Raw genomic sequence first — 15,222 nt, 5'->3', positions numbered from 1 at the left:
CTAGCCTATACTAAGTAGGTGGTGTTACGGTTGCCCGGACATTGCAAGGGGGACAAGCGGAACCGACGCCGAATGCGGTCGGGCAGTTGCGTAGGAGAGATGCGGGAAATGCCACGGGAACTCGGCTGGATCAGGCAATTTCAGGCCCCGAGTGCGGAATCCGCGCCACCGCTGCTGATCTTCCCGCACGCCGGTGCGGGCGCCTCCGCCTATCGGGTTTTCGCCAAGACACTGGCTGCCGAATTCGATGTCGTGGTGTTCCAGTACCCGGGCCGTCAGGACCGGGCCCGCGAGGCGGCCCTGGAAACGCTGCCCGACATCGCGGCCGGGGCCTTCGCCGAATTCCGGGAATCGGCGCGTGAAAGCGGTGTTCCCTTCACGATTTTCGGGCACAGCATGGGCGCGGTGATCGCGTTCGAATTCGCCCGCCTGGCCGAGGCTGTGGGGCTGAGCGTGCGACTGCTGGTCGCCTCCTCGGCCGCCGCACCCGCCCGGGTCGCCGCGCTGCCGGGACATCCCACCGAGGACGAGGCCCTGCTCGACCACATGTCGGCGCTCAACGGCACCGGTGCGGAGGTGCTGGGCAGTCGCGAGGTGCTGCGCATGGCGCTGCCGGTCATGAAGGCCGACTATCGGGCCTTCGACGCGTATTCGTGCGCGCAGGATATTGCCGTGGACGCGCCCATTCTGGTGCTGGGCGGCGACGAGGACGAATTCGTCGCGCCGCGTGACCTGTACGCATGGGAAAGCCACAGCCGCGGCGGAATTCGGGTGACCCTGTTCGCGGGTGGGCATTTCTATCTCAACGACCATGTCGACGGCATCGCCGAACTGCTGGCAGCCGAGAAGAGCGTCGTCGCGTGAGCGCGCTGGATTCCGGCGATCCCATTGTGATCGTCGGCATGGGTATCGAGGCGCCCGGTGGCATCGACACCCTGCCGGAATTCTGGGCGGCCCTGGCGTCCGGGCGGGAATTGCTCGGCCCCTTTCCTCGTGATCGGGAATGGCCGCTGGCGGAATTGCTGACCCTGGACCGGCACGAGGGCTGGGGCGCGGTGCCGGACGCCGGCGGGTTCCTCACCGGCGCCACCGACTTCGATGCGCTGTTCTTCGGCATCACGCCGCGCGAGGCCGTGGCCATGGATCCGCAGCAGCGGGTCGGCCTGCGGGTGGCCTGGCGGGCGCTCGAGCAGGCCGGGATCAATCCCGGTGCGGTGGACGGTGATTCGGCCGGATGCTGGATGGGCGCCTCGGTCATGGAGTACGGGCCGCGGGCGGCCTCGGTCAACGAGTACAGCGGGTACCGGGCCACCGGCACCGCGCTGGGCGCGGTGGCCGGGCGGATCTCGCACGGGCTGGGCCTGATCGGGCCGTCGGTCACCGTCGACACCGCGTGCGCGTCCGCGCTCACCGCCGTGCATCAGGCGGCCGCCGCCATTCGGGCGGGGGAGTGCGAGTGGGCGCTGGCGGGCGGGGTGTGCGTCATGGGTTCGCCGGGCGCGTTCTACGAGTTCTCCAAGAACAATGCGCTGGCCGCCGACGGACACTGCCGGTCCTACTCCGCCGACGCCACCGGCACGCTGTGGGGTGAGGGAGCGGGAGTCGTTGTACTGGAACGGGAGTCGCGGGCGCGTGCGCTCGGGCATCGGGTGTACGGGCGGCTGCTGGGTTCGCGCGTGAACCACAATGGCAAGGGCGCGCCGATCGCGGTGCCGAGCACCGCGGCGCAGGAGCGGCTCATCCGCGACACCCTGGCCGTGTCCGGGATCTCCGCCGGACAGGTCGGGCTCATCGAGGGTCACGGCACCGGCACTCCGGTGGGCGATCCGCTCGAATTGGCGGCGCTCGCAGCCACTTACGGCCTCCCGTCCGCTGCGGGGCCGCGGCTGGGCTCGGTGAAGTCCAATGCCGGTCACGCGCAGGCCGCCTCCGGGGTGTTGGGCCTGATCAAGGTGCTGCTGGCGGGAGTGCACGGCCAGATCCCGCCCACCCTGCACGCCGACCGGCCGACCGCCGAAATCGATTGGGCCGAGACCACTCTGCGGCTCGCCACCGAACTCGAACCCTGGCCGTCCGTGGACGGCATGCGATACGCGGCCGTGTCCTCGTTCGGTGTCGCGGGCACCAATGCCCATGCCCTCGTGAGCCTGCCCGAGCTGGAGGAAAGCGATGTGTAGCCACCGGCTGCCCGATGGCAGCATCCCCGTCCTGCTCTCGTCCGACACCGCCGACGGCGTGCGCGCCGAGGCCGCCGGCATCCTGGCCTACCTGGAGCAGCGGCCCGCCGTCGCCCCGGATCGGGTGGCGGACATGCTGTTCCGCACCCGCCCGGCCCGCCGCTACCGGGCGCTGGCCATGGTCACCGGGCGTGCGGACCTGCTCGATGCCCTGCGCGCCGTCGCCGACGGGGCCTCGCATCCCGCGGTGGTGCTGGGTGACGGTCCCGCCACCGCGCGCCGGATCGGCTTCGTGTTCCCCGGTCAGGGCAGCCAGCGTCCCGGCATGGGCGCGCTGTACTACGACCTGTCGCCGCACTACCGGGCCGCCGTCGACGAGTGCGCGGCCGTGCACGCCGAGCGCTTCGGCCACGATCAGCCGCTGCACTATCTGCTCGGCACCGCGGGCGCGTACCAGGACACCGTGTGGGAGGTGCAGCCCGCCTTGATGTTCCACATGGCCGGTCTGGCCGCCATGTGGCAGGCCGCCGGCGTACGCCCGGCCGCCACCATCGGCCACAGCCAGGGCGAGCTGGCCGCGGGCGCGGTCTCGCGGGTCATGTCGGTGCGCGACGCCGTGCTGGTGGTGACCCACCGCGCGCGCCTGGTGGAGCGCCTCTCGCCGCGCGGCTACGCCATGGCCGTGCTGGCCATGAACCGCGAGGACTGCGAGGCGCTGCTGGCCCGCCACTCGGGCTGGGCCGAGCTGTCGGTGGTGAACGCCCCGCACATCATGGCCATTTCCGGCGACCGCGACACCATCGCCGACATGGTCGCCACCGCCACCGAACGCGGCCATTTCGCCCGCGAGATCGGCGTCGCCTACCCCGCGCACACCTCGATCGTGGCGGAGCTGCGCACCGAATTCGAAGGCTTCCTCGGCGGCGAGCTGAGCGACCCGGCCTTCAGGGACACCGACATCCCCTGCTACGGCGCGACTCTCGGCGCCCCCATCACCGCAGACCTGATCCAGGAACAGTACTGGTACTGGAACCTGCGCAACCGGGTCCGCTTCGACCGCGCCGTGGTCGCCGCCGCCACCGACGGCATCGACACCCTCATCGAGGTCGTCGAGCACCCCGTCCTGCAACTGGCCCTCCAGGAGAACCTCTCCCTGGTCCCGCGCGACCCGTCCCGCGGCCCCCGCGACTTCAAGGTGCTCGGCACCTCCCTGCGCACCGCCACCTCCCTGCGCGAATTCACCCGCAACCTGGCCGTCATCGCCGTCCACGACCTCGCCTACGACTGGACCGCCCTGCGCACCGACGCGCCCCCGGCCCTCCCACTGCGCGACTTCCCCCACACGGTCATGAACCCCAAGCGCCTGTGGGCCAACCCGGGTTACGCACCCGAGACGGTGGACCCGCCGACCCCGGCCGTCCCCAAACCTCAACGCCTGGTGGAGAAGTGGACCCCGTGGGAGCGCCGCTCCCTGACCCCGCCCCGACGCCTGGCCTTCGTCGATCCGACCGGCCGTTGCGCGGAACAGGTGGCTGCCCTGCTCGCCGCGGCAGACCGCTACGGCGCCACGGCCATTGCCCTCGAGCCGGCCGCGCTCGCCGCGACTTCCGGTAGCGCCGAGCGGGAATCCCTGGGCCGCACAGCGGTCGGCCGCTTCGATATCGGCACGGTGCTGGATCTGGCCGAAATGGCGGCGGTCGCCGCGGAGAACGCCGGTCCGGGCGCGCTCGGCGAGTCGCTGGCCGCCGAAGCCGCCTCGACGCTGTCCGGCCCGGGTCGCGGCACCGGAAAGGAATCACCGCAGCAGGCGGACTTCGACAGCGTGGTGATTCTGTGGCCCGCGCTGCCCGAGTCGACCGCTGTGGAGGCGGTAATGGAGCTGACGGAGTTCTTCGCCGCGCGCACCTGGCTGTCCGCGGTGTCGGATGTGCGTGCGGGCGGTGAGGTCTGGCTGGTGACGGTCGGGGGTGAAGTTGTGGTGCCGGAGGATATGGTGCCGCAGCTGTTCCACGGGGCCGTGGCGTCCGGGTTCCGATGTGTCGGAGTGGAGAAGCCCGGGGTGCTGTTCCGGCATCTGGATCTCGCGGCCGATGCCGGGGCCGGGGAGGCGAATCGGGTTGTCGCGGCGCTGCATACGACGGGTGAGCCGGAGGTGGCGCTGCGTGGCGGAAAGGTGTTCGTCAAGCGGCTGGTCGCGGACGAGTCTGTGCCGGGGGAGGCCGCTGAGCTCGATCATGTGCTGATCGTGGGTGGCACCGGCAAGCTCGGGCTGTTGTTCGCCGAGCATTTCGCGCGGCAGGGCGCCGGGCGGATCACGCTGGTGAGCCGGTCCGGCGAATCCGGTTCGGCCGCCGCGGAAGTGGCGCGACTGCGTGCGCTCGGTGCCACCGAGATCGTGGTCGCGGCCTGTGATGTCAGCGATGCGGACGCGGTCGCGCGCCTCGCGGCAGAGCTGGGGGAGCGGCCGGCGAGCCTGCTCGTCCATGCGGCGGTCAACTATGTGGACGCCGGGATCGCGGAGATCACCGCCGAGATGGTCGCCACCGCCGCGGAGTCGAAGGTGCTGGGCCTGGAGGCGGTGCTCGACGCGGTGCCGTTGCGTCCGAACGGCCGGGTGCTGCTGTGCTCGTCCATGGCCGCGACACTCGGTGGGCGCGGACAGATTCTGTATGCCGTCACCAACCGGATGCTGGATATTCTCGCCCGCCGCCTGCGCGAGCGCGGGATCGATTGCGCCGCACTGGAGTGGGGCCTGTGGAGTGTCGCGGGTCCGCTCGATGCGGCGGGTATGGCGCGGGTCGAGAGCGCCGGGGTGTACCCCATGAATCCGGCCGACGCCATCGCCGCGGGGTTCACCGGGCAGTCGACCGACGCGGTGGTGATCTCCGCCGACTGGCCGTTCCTGCGTGACGTCATGGGAGCCTTCGGCCAGGCTGCTGTGCTGTCGGAGGTGCAGGAGCCGCAGACGATTGCGCCGTCGCGTATCGCGGATACGGCAGCTGCCATGGTGGGTGCGAATCAGCCTGTCGCAGAGACGAATCCGCCAGTACCTGCCGCTGATCACCAGCCGGTGGCGTCGGCGCCGGACCGCCCGCTGGCGGACCAGGTGCTCGCCGAACTCGAACGGGTGATGGGCGTCGATGCCGGCGACACCATCGACCGCTCCACGCCGCTGGTCGCACTGGGCCTGGATTCGTTGCAGGCCTTGGACTTCCGCAAGCGGGTCCAGGCGTCGCTGGACCGGGAGCTGCCGGTCGCGGCGATCCTGGGCGGCGCGTCGCTGGACGATGTCGTGCTGCTGATGGCAGAGAACACCAACTAGGGCTAGGGGCCAGATTTCATGTCAGACACCGATGCCACCGTGACCGTGGCCGGAACCTCCGTCGCGGACCGCCGCCGGGAACTGCTGCGGCGCAGGCTCGCCGAGCAGGGCCTCGCCGCCACCACCACCGCGCCGGTGCGCCGCACCCGGGCCGGGGAGCGGCGTCCGCTGTCGGCCGGGCAGCGCCGCATGTGGTTCCTGCAGACGCGCGACCCCGAGGACACCACACTGAATATCTGTGTGGCGTACCGGCTCACCGGCGCGCTCGACGAGCAGCGCCTGCGGACCGCGGTGGCGGCGGTGCTCGCCCGGCACGACGTGCTGCGCACCACCTTCGGTACGGACGCGGACGGCGAGCCGTTCCAGGTGTTCACCGACGACATCACGCTGCCGTGGCAATCGCACGATCTGACCGACCTGGCCGAGTCCGCCCGCCCGGTGCGGGTGGAGGTGCTGGCCCGCCGGGAATTCGGCCGCCCCTTCGACCTGGCCACCGAGCTGCCCTTGCGAATCACGCTGGTGCACACCGGAACCGCGGAGTGGGTGCTGCTGCTGGCCGCGCACCACAGCTGCTGGGACGACGACGCCTGGGGCGTGTTCTTCACCGACCTCAATGCCGCCTACAACGGAGCCCGGACCGCCGCCCCGGCCGCGCAGTTCGTCGATCTCGAGGTCCTGGACGCCCCGGCCGAGGACGAGGCGGACATCGCCTACTGGCGGAACACCCTGCGCCCCTTGCCGGAACCCCTCGAACTGCCCGGCTCGGCCGTGGTCGCGCCGTCGAAGCGGGCCGACCGCTGCACCGTCGCGCTGCCGGCCGACCTCCTGAACCGGGTGGACGTCTTCGCCCGCGAGCAGGCGGCCAGCCCGTTCATGGTGCTGCTCGCCGGCTACGCCGCGCTGATCCAGCGCTACACCGCCGCCGGCGATTTCCTGGTCTCCATCCCGGTCACCAATCGCCGGTCGGCGGCCGCCGAACAGCTCATCGGCTACTTCGGCAACACCCTGCTGCTGCGCGAAACCTTCGACCCCGCCGAGACTTTCACCGGCCTGGTCGCGGCCACCAAACGCACCTGCCTGGACGCCTTCGCCCATCAGGCCGTCGGCATCGACCGCGTGGTGCGCGAGGTGAACCCGGAGCGCGTCGCCGGACGGGACGGCATGGATCAGCTGGTGCGCCTGGGCTTCAGCGTCCGCAAGAGCGCCGACGGCTTCGCGCTGGACGGCGTCACCTCGACCCAGCTGGACGAACTGGGCGCCCCCACCGCGCAGGTCCCGCTGGCCGTCGCGGTCGTGACCGAGAGCGCGCACGGCGCGGCGCTCGAGGCCGAATACCAGGTGGACGTGCTGCCCCGGCCACTGGTGCAGCGCATGCTCGAACACTATGTGCGGCTGCTGGATCGGGCGCTGAGCACCCCGGGCGGCCGGCTCGCCGACCTCGACATGCTGGGCGGCGACGATCGGCTCGCCATCCTGGAACAGTCGCGCGGCGCGGACGTGCCGGTCGGTCCGGCCACCCTGGTCGACCTGTTCGAGGCCAGTATCGCCGCCGGACCCGGCACCCTGGCCCTGGTCTCCGACGACCTCGAACTCACCTACGCCGACCTGAACCGCCGCGCGAACCGCCTGGCGCACTGGCTGATTCGCGAGGGCATCGGCAGCGAGGACATCGTCGCCCTGCGCCTGAGCAACTCGGTCGAGTTCATCGTGGCCGTCTACGGCGTGCTCAAGGCGGGCGCGGCCTACCTGCCCATCGACCCGGCCTACCCGGACGACCGCATCGACTACCTGATCACCGACGCGGGCCCGCGCCTGGTGCTGGGCCGCGTCGAACTCGACGCCGCCGAGGACGCCGCCGCCGGGCTGCCGGACACCGATCCCACCGACACCGACCGCGTCCGCCCGCTGGTTCCGGCGAATCTGGCCTACGTCATCTACACCTCGGGTTCGACCGGCAGGCCCAAGGGCGTTCCGGTCTCGCACGCCGCCATCGCCGAGCACGTGGTGAGCTTCACCGCCGAATGGGGCATGACCGCCGACGACCGGCTGCTGCAATCGTCCTCGGTGAGCTTCGACGCCTCCCTGCTGGACATCTTCGTCACCCTGGCGCTGGGCGCGCGGCTGATCGTGCCGAAACCCGATGCCTTCCGCGACATCCGCTATGTCGCAGACCTGATCACCCGCCGCGGCGTGACCGTGCTGCACATGGTGCCGTCCATGCTCGGCACCTTCCTGCTGCTGCCCGAGGTGAGCGAATGGCGTGCGCTGCGCCATGTTCCAGTGGGCGGCGAGGCGCTACCGGGCGAGGTGGCCGACCGGTTCGCCGCCGTCTTCGACGCCGAACTGCGCAATCACTACGGGCCGACCGAGGCCGTGGTGTGCGCGACCCATCAGCCGGTGGCGGGCCCGCAGGGCACCGGGATCGTGCCCATCGGCGTACCCAATCAGAACGTGCACGCCTATGTGCTCGACGACGCCCTGCAGCTGGTGCCCGCCGGGGTGGTCGGCGAGATCTACCTGGGTGGTGCGCAATTGGCGCGCGGCTACCTGGGCCGGCCCGCACTCACCGCGAGCCGCTTCGTCGCCGATCCGTTCACCGCCGGCGCGCGGCTCTACCGCACCGGAGATCTGGCCCGCCGCAACGAGTTCGGGGAACTGGACTTCGTCGGCCGCGCCGACGAGCAGGTCAAGGTGCGCGGCTTCCGGATCGAGCTCGGCGAGGTGGAGTCGGCCCTGACCGCGCATCCGAGCGTCGGGCACTGCGTGGTGATCGTGACCGAGGATCCGGCCGTGGGCGCACAGCTCGCCGCCTACCTGGTGCCCGCGGCCGGTGCGACGGTCGAAGTGGACCAGGTGCGCGCCCACGCCGCCGCCGCGCTGCCGGAGTACATGGTGCCCAGCGCTTTCGCCGTCATCGACGAGATCCCGCTGACCGTCAACGGCAAGCTGGACAAGCGGGCGCTGCCCGCGCCGGCGCCCGCGGTGGAGCGGGTGCACCGCGCGCCCGCCACCGCCACCGAGCGCCGCCTGTGCGCCATCTACACCCAGCTGTTCGGGATTCCGACGGTGGGCGCGGATGATTCGTTCTTCGAACTGGGTGGGCATTCGCTGCTGGCCGCGCGCCTGGTCGCGCAGATCCGCGCCGAATTCGGTGTGGAGCTGGATGTGCGGATCGTGTTCGACACCCCGACCCCGGCCGGGCTGGCCGCCGGTCTGGTCACGCGGTTCCGCGACGAGTTCGGCATCGACCTGGATGCCATGGACGACGACGTGGACACGGCCGAGACCGCCGTGACCACACCGGCTTCCGGGCGTCCGGCCGTCACCGCGCGCCCGCGTCCGGACCGGCTCCCGCTGTCCTACTCGCAGCTGGCCATGTGGTTCCAGTACCGCATGGAGGGCCCGAGCGCGGTCGGCAATCTGCCCTTCGCCGTCCGCTTCGACGGCGGCATCGATATCGCCGCGCTGCGGGCCGCCCTCGCCGATGTGGTAGCGCGGCACGAGGCGCTGCGCACCGGTTTCGAGGAGCAGGACGGCGTTCCGTACCAGGTGGTGCGAGCCGCCGGGGCGGTCGATCTCGAGGTCACCGGCATCGATGCCGACCGGTTGACGGACGAGCTCGCCGAGATCGGCCGCTACCCCTTCACGGTCGAAGCGGAGCCGCTGCTGCGGGCGCGCCTGCTGGTCCTCGACCCGGGCACACACGTGCTGTCGCTGCTGGTCCACCACATCGTGGCCGACCACGCGTCGCTGGGCATCCTGCTCGAGGACCTGATCGCCGCCTACCGTGCGCGGGTCGAGGGCGGGCGGGCGCCCCAGTGGACCCCGCTTGCCGTGCAGTACCCGGATTACGTGCTGTGGCAGCACGATGCGTTCGCCTCCGGTGCGGATGGCCAGCCCGGCGACTACGGCCGGGCGCAGCTGGACTTCTGGCGCGCCGCCCTCGCCGGTGTGCCGGACCAGATCGATGTCGCCCCTGATCGGCCGCGGCCCGCGGTCCTCGGCAAGCGCGGCGAGGTCGCCACCTTCGCGGCGCCGGCCGCCCTGCGCTCCGGGCTGGCCGCACTCGCCGAAGCCTGCGGCGCAACGGAATTCATGGTGTACGAGGCCGCCGTCGCGACCCTGCTGCACAAGCTGGGCGGCGGCACGGACATCACCCTCGGCACCCCGGTGGCCTGCCGCGTCGACGATGCGACCGCACCGCTCGTCGGTCTGTTCGCCAATATGGCGGTGCTGCGCAACGATCTGTCGGGCACCCCGACCCTGCGCGACACCGTGCTGCGCGGCCGCGACGTGGTCCTGGATGCCCAGGCGCACCAGGAACTTCCGATCGAACGCCTGGTGGAGGCGCTCAACCCGCCGCGCTCGCGCTCCCGGAACCCGCTGTTCCAGAGCATGCTGCACTTCCGCGGCGCGGACTGGGCGCCCGCCACCCTGGCCGTGGCGGGCACGACCACCGCCACCGTGCTGCCGGTCGACTTCGACGTCTCCTTCCTGGACCTCAATGTCTCCGTGAACGTCACCGGTGACGGCGGCCTGGCCGTGCGCGTGGTCGCCAATGCCGACCTGTACGACCCGGAGACCGTGCAGCACATCGCGACCGCGCTGGCCACCACCCTGGAGGCGTACGCCACCGCGCCCGACCGCACCGTGGCCGAGCTCGAGGTGCTGCCCGTCGACCGGCTGGCGCGGCTGCTCGCCGCGCCCGCCCCCGCCGCGGCGACCCGCGCCGCCGCCACCGGCGACCACGCCCGGACCGAACGCGCGCTCATCGAACTGCTCGAAGAGCTGCTGGATATCAGCGAGGTCGAGGCCGACGACAATTTCTTCGCCCTCGGCGGCGACAGCGTCATCTCCATCCAGTGGTCGGCCCGCGCCGCCGCGCTGGGCCTGCCGCTCAGCCCGCAGCTGGTGTTCGAGCACCTCACCATCGCCGAACTCGCCGCCGCCGTAGACGCCGCCGAACCCGGTGCCGCACAAGCGGAGTCGATCCCGCAGGAGGAATCCGCCCCCATGAGCGCCTCCGGCCTCGACGCCGACGCCCTCGCCGCCCTCACCTCGTCCTGGCAGGGCCGATGACCACCACCGAAAACCGTACCGCGCCACCGCAGATCGAGGACGTGCTGGCGCTGAGCCCGCTGCAGGAGGGGCTGTTCTCGCTGTCGCGCCTCAGCGCCGACGGCCTCGACCTGTACACCATGCAGTTCGTGGTCGATATCGACGGACCGCTGGACACCGAGCTGCTGCGGCGCAGCGCGCAGGCCATGCTGGACCGGCATCCCAATCTGCGCGCCGCCTTCTGGGACGAGAACGTGCCGCGGCCGGTGCAGATCGTGCCCGCACAGGCCGAACTCCCCTGGACCGAAAAGCAAGCGCGGCCGGCGGAATTCGACGCCATCGCCGCGGCCGAACGACACGCGCCGTTCGACCTGAGCCGCGGTCCGGCCCTGCGTATCCTGCTGCTCACTGTGCCCGACACCGGCACCCGGCGCATGATCCTCACCGCCCACCACATCCTGATGGACGGCTGGGCGGTGGCGGTGTTCTTCACCGAACTGCTCGCCGTCTACCGGTCCGGCGGAACCGTTGCGGCACTGCCGAAACCGCGTCCCTACCGCGACTACATCGCGTGGCTGGGCGCACAGGACACCGCCGCGGTCACCCAGCGCTGGGTCGACTACCTCGCGGGGGTGAGCGGTCCGCTCATGCTGGCGGACGGCGCGCCGGTCGGCCCGGACGCCGTGCCGGAGAAGACCCGCCTGCTGCTGTCCGCCGCCGACACCGACCGGGTCCGTACCTGGGCCGGTGCGCACGGGCTGACCCTCAACACCGCCGTGCAATTCGCCTGGACGGTGCTGCTCGGGCGGCTCACCGATCGCCGCGACATCGTGTACGGCACCACCATCTCCGGTCGGCCCGACCAGCTTCCGGGCGTGGAGGGCATGGTCGGGTTGTTCATCAACACCGTGCCCGTCGCCCACCAGCTGGACTCCGGCACCTCCATCGCCGACCAGTGCGCCCGCCTGCAGCGCGAGTGCGCCGCCATGCGCGACATCGGCTTCCTGAGCCTGTCGGCCGTGCAGCGCGCCGCGGGGCACGGCACCCTATTCGACACGCTGTTCGTCTTCGAGAACGCCCCCATCGACGACGCCATCCGCACCGTCACCGCCCCCGACGGCGCCTGCTTCCGTCCGATCGAGATGGAGAGCCTCGCGCACTACCCGCTCACGGTCGTCGCGCACATGAGCGGCGACGAGCTGCTGGTCCAGCTCGAGGTGATGCCCGCCGCGCTGCCCTACGTCCCGGCCGCGGAGCTGGGCGAGCGGCTGCTCGCGCTGCTGCGGCAGCTACCGGAAACCGGTGCGGCCACGCCCGATTCGCTCAGCGTGCTCACCGCGTCGGAGCAGGAGATGTCCGCCGCGCCGATCAGTCCCGTCTCGCCCGCCGCGACGATGGAAGGGTCCACGACCGCGGTCACCGCCGCCGGCTCGGTCTGGGAGTTGTTCGAGCGGCAGGTGGCCGCCACGCCGGAAGCCGTTGCACTCCAGGACAGCTCCGGCTCCCGCTACACCTACCGCGCCCTGCACGACGCGGCCGTCCGGCTCGGCGCCGAGTTCGCCGCGCAGGGTATCGGCCCGGAAACGGTGGTAGCGCTGGTGCTCCCACGCACCGTGCGATCGATTGTGGCGGTGCTCGCGGCCTTCGCGGCGGGCGGCGCCTATGTGCCGGTGGATATCACGCTGCCCGCCGCACGCATCGAGTCGATCCTCCGGCAGGCGCGGCCGACGCTGGTGGTCACCGACGACAACACCCGCGATCTGCTCGAAACCGCCGATTCCCCGTGGTCCGGTGCAGGTGTCGCAGCCGTCGGCGAGCATCGGGTGCCGGTGCTGCTCCTCGGCGATCCCCTTGCCGCCGGACAACCCTCGGCCGCCCCGGTCGAACTCCCGCGCGTCGTCCGTCACCCGGACCAGCTCGCGTACCTCATCTTCACCTCCGGCTCGACGGGTGAACCCAAGGGCGTCGCCGGGACCAATGCCGCCCTCATGGCCTACTTCGCCGACCATCGCGACCGGGTCTACCGGCCCGCCATGGCCCGCCTGGGCCGGCCACTGCGCATCGCGCACGCTTGGTCGCTGAGCTTCGACGCCTCCTGGCAGCCCATGGTGGGCCTGCTCGCCGGGCAGACCCTCCACCTGTTCGACGCCACGGAAATGCGTGACGCGCAACGCTTGTGTGCGGGCATGATCGCCCACGACATCGACATGATCGACACCACCCCGTCGATGTTCGCGCAGCTCAACGCCGCCGGGCTGGTGGACCGCGAGCTGCCCGTGCTGGCGCTGGGCGGTGAGGCCATCGACGCCGCGCTGTGGGCGCGGCTGCGCGCTCTGGCCCCGTCCGAAGGCCGTTCCGGCACCGCGGTCTACAACTGCTACGGACCCACCGAGACCACCGTCGAGGCCGTGGTGGCCCCGGTCGCGGACTTCGGCACCCCGACCATCGGCACCGCGAACGCCGGAATGTCCGGCTATGTCCTGGATTCCAGGCTGCGCCCGGTCCCCGGCGGCGTCGTCGGCGAGCTGTACCTGTCCGGACCGCAGCTGGCCCGGGGCTATATCGGCCGCGCCGCAACCACATCCGACCGCTTCGTCGCCGACCCCTTCCGGCCCGGCCGCCGCATGTACCGCACCGGCGATCTGGTCCGCCGCCTCCCCCACGGCGGCTTCGGCTACCTGGGCCGCGCCGACGCGCAGGTGAAGGTGCGCGGCTACCGCATCGAGATCGGCGAGATCGAGACCGCCCTGCGGCGACTGCCCGGCGTGGACACCGCCGCCGTCACCGTGGTGCGCCGCGCGGGCGGGGCGAGCCTGGTCGGTTTCGTCGTGGGGGAGCGGGGCGAGTCCGTCGATCCTGCGCGCACCCGCGCCGCGCTCGCGGAACGCCTGCCCGCCTACATGATTCCGGCCCGCGTGCTCGCCCTGCCGCGGCTGCCGGTGAACGCCAACGGCAAACTCGACGGTCCCGAGCTGACGCGGCTCGCCGAAGCCGCCCTCGCCGACACCGGGTCGGGCGCCGCGCCCAGTACCGCCACCGAGAAGGAGCTCGCCGAGGTCCTGGCCGAACTCTTCGACGGCCGCACCCCCGGCCTCGACGACGACTTCTTCGCCCTCGGCGTGGACAGCATCGTCGCCATCTCCCTGGTCAACAAGGCCCGCCGCCGCGGCCTCACCCTCACCCCGCGCATGGTGCTGGCCACTCCGACCCTGCGCGAACTTGCCGCCGCCCTCGACGCCGCGGACTCGAACGCCGCGGAGCGGATGGCGGATTACGGTGCGGTGCAGCCGCTTCCGGTCGTCTCCTGGATGTACGAGTACGGCAACTACCGCCGCTTCACCCAGACGGCCCTGCTCCGGCTGCCCGACGGCATCGACCGCGACACCCTCGAGGCTTCGCTGCAGGCCGTCCTCGACGGCTACGACACCCTGCGCTCACGCCTCGTCGACACCGACGACGGCCCGCGTCTGGTCACGGCCGCGCCGGGCACGGTCCGCGCGGCCGACATCCTCACGCACACAGCCGATCCGGCCGACACCGCCGCGGCGGTCCACGCCGCGGCCCGGACGGTCATGGATCAGATCGACCCGCGCACCGGCGATATGGTGCGCGCCGTCTGGTTCTCCGGCACCGAGCACGGCGATGTCCTGCTGCTCACCATCCACCACCTGGCGGTGGACGTGGTCTCCTGGCACCTGCTCATCGCCGCCCTGAACGAGGGCGCCGCGCTGCCCGAATCCACCTCGTACCGCGAGTTCTCCCGCCGCATGGCGGAGCGGGCCGAGTCCGCGGAAGTCCGCGCACAGCACGACTATTGGCGCGACCAGCTCGCCGCGCCCGACCCCGCCATCGGGCGCCGCATCCCCTACCCGCACACCGACACCTGGTCCTCCCTCCGGGTCGCCACCGCCGTGACCCCGGTCGAGGTCACCGCCCGCCTGCTCGCCGCGCTCACCCGCGACGAGGGGGTGCGCGAACTACTGCTCACCGCCCTCACCATCACCCTGGCGAGCTGGCGGCGCGAGCGCGCTCAGGATCCTTCCCACGGCGCCCTGCTCGCCCTGGAGGGCCACGGCCGCGCCGACGACCTGCTCGGCGCCGACACCAGCAACACCCTCGGCTGGTTCACCACCGTGTTCCCGATCCGACTCGGCGCGGGCGAGACGGTGGATGCCGAACGGGCGGAACAGGATCCGGCCGCGGCCCGCGCCCTCCTGGAGTCGGTGACCGCGTACCTGTCCGCCATCCCCGGCCAGGGCCTGGACTACGGCCTGCTCCGCTACACCGCCCGCGTGCCCGAACTGGCCACCGCACGGCACCCCCAGATCGAGTTCAACTACCTCGGCCGAGTCGACCTCAGCGGCCAGGACCCCCGATCCTGGTCCCTGCTCACCGGCCCGCTCAACGAGGCGCTGCCCCTGGACCCGGAACCCGACCTACCCCTGCGCTACGCGCTGGATGTCATCGCGGGCATCGGCTCGACCCCGGAGGGCCCGCAGCTCAGCACCAATTGGCGCTGGAGCGAAACCCTGTTCACCGCAGCGGAAGCCAACCGCCTGACCGAACTCTGGCAGCGCAGCCTGGCCGCCCTGGCAGTCGCCGTGTCCTGATCACCCGGGCGGTAGGGGCCGTCCGCCGCGGGAGAACAGGCGGGCGGCCGGTACC

The 15,222-nt window shown here is 71.7% G+C and carries 5 protein-coding genes; all 5 read left to right on the top strand.

The annotated features are described in order from the left end of the window. Positions 1-108: 108 nt before the first annotated feature. The 5 genes from ACWEQQ_RS03925 to ACWEQQ_RS03905 are packed head-to-tail and all read left to right on the top strand — an operon-like array spanning position 109 to position 15,167. Positions 109-864: a thioesterase II family protein gene (locus tag ACWEQQ_RS03925; protein WP_452347032.1), complete on the top strand. Its 756-nt coding sequence runs from the start codon at positions 109-111 to the stop codon at positions 862-864. Between the two features lie 5 nt (positions 865-869). Beyond that, positions 870-2,177, top strand: a complete 1,308-nt coding sequence (locus tag ACWEQQ_RS03920; RefSeq protein ID WP_452347089.1) for a beta-ketoacyl [acyl carrier protein] synthase domain-containing protein — start codon at positions 870-872, stop codon at positions 2,175-2,177. After that, positions 2,170-5,499: an SDR family NAD(P)-dependent oxidoreductase gene (locus ACWEQQ_RS03915; RefSeq protein ID WP_452347031.1), complete on the top strand. Its 3,330-nt coding sequence runs from the start codon at positions 2,170-2,172 to the stop codon at positions 5,497-5,499. The genes ACWEQQ_RS03920 and ACWEQQ_RS03915 overlap by 8 nt, the downstream gene beginning before the upstream one ends. 18 nt (positions 5,500-5,517) lie before the next feature. Further along, complete coding sequence (locus ACWEQQ_RS03910; protein WP_452347030.1) at positions 5,518-10,578, top strand: amino acid adenylation domain-containing protein; 5,061 nt, start codon at positions 5,518-5,520, stop codon at positions 10,576-10,578. Then, positions 10,575-15,167: an amino acid adenylation domain-containing protein gene (locus ACWEQQ_RS03905; RefSeq protein ID WP_452347029.1), complete on the top strand. Its 4,593-nt coding sequence runs from the start codon at positions 10,575-10,577 to the stop codon at positions 15,165-15,167. Before ACWEQQ_RS03910 ends, ACWEQQ_RS03905 begins: the two co-directional genes overlap by 4 nt. Positions 15,168-15,222 lie beyond the last annotated feature (55 nt).

This window comes from Nocardia sp. NPDC004123 (assembly GCF_053603795.1).
Note: the sequence above shows the minus strand (reverse complement) of the source record. Positions and strands in the feature narration are given on the sequence as shown.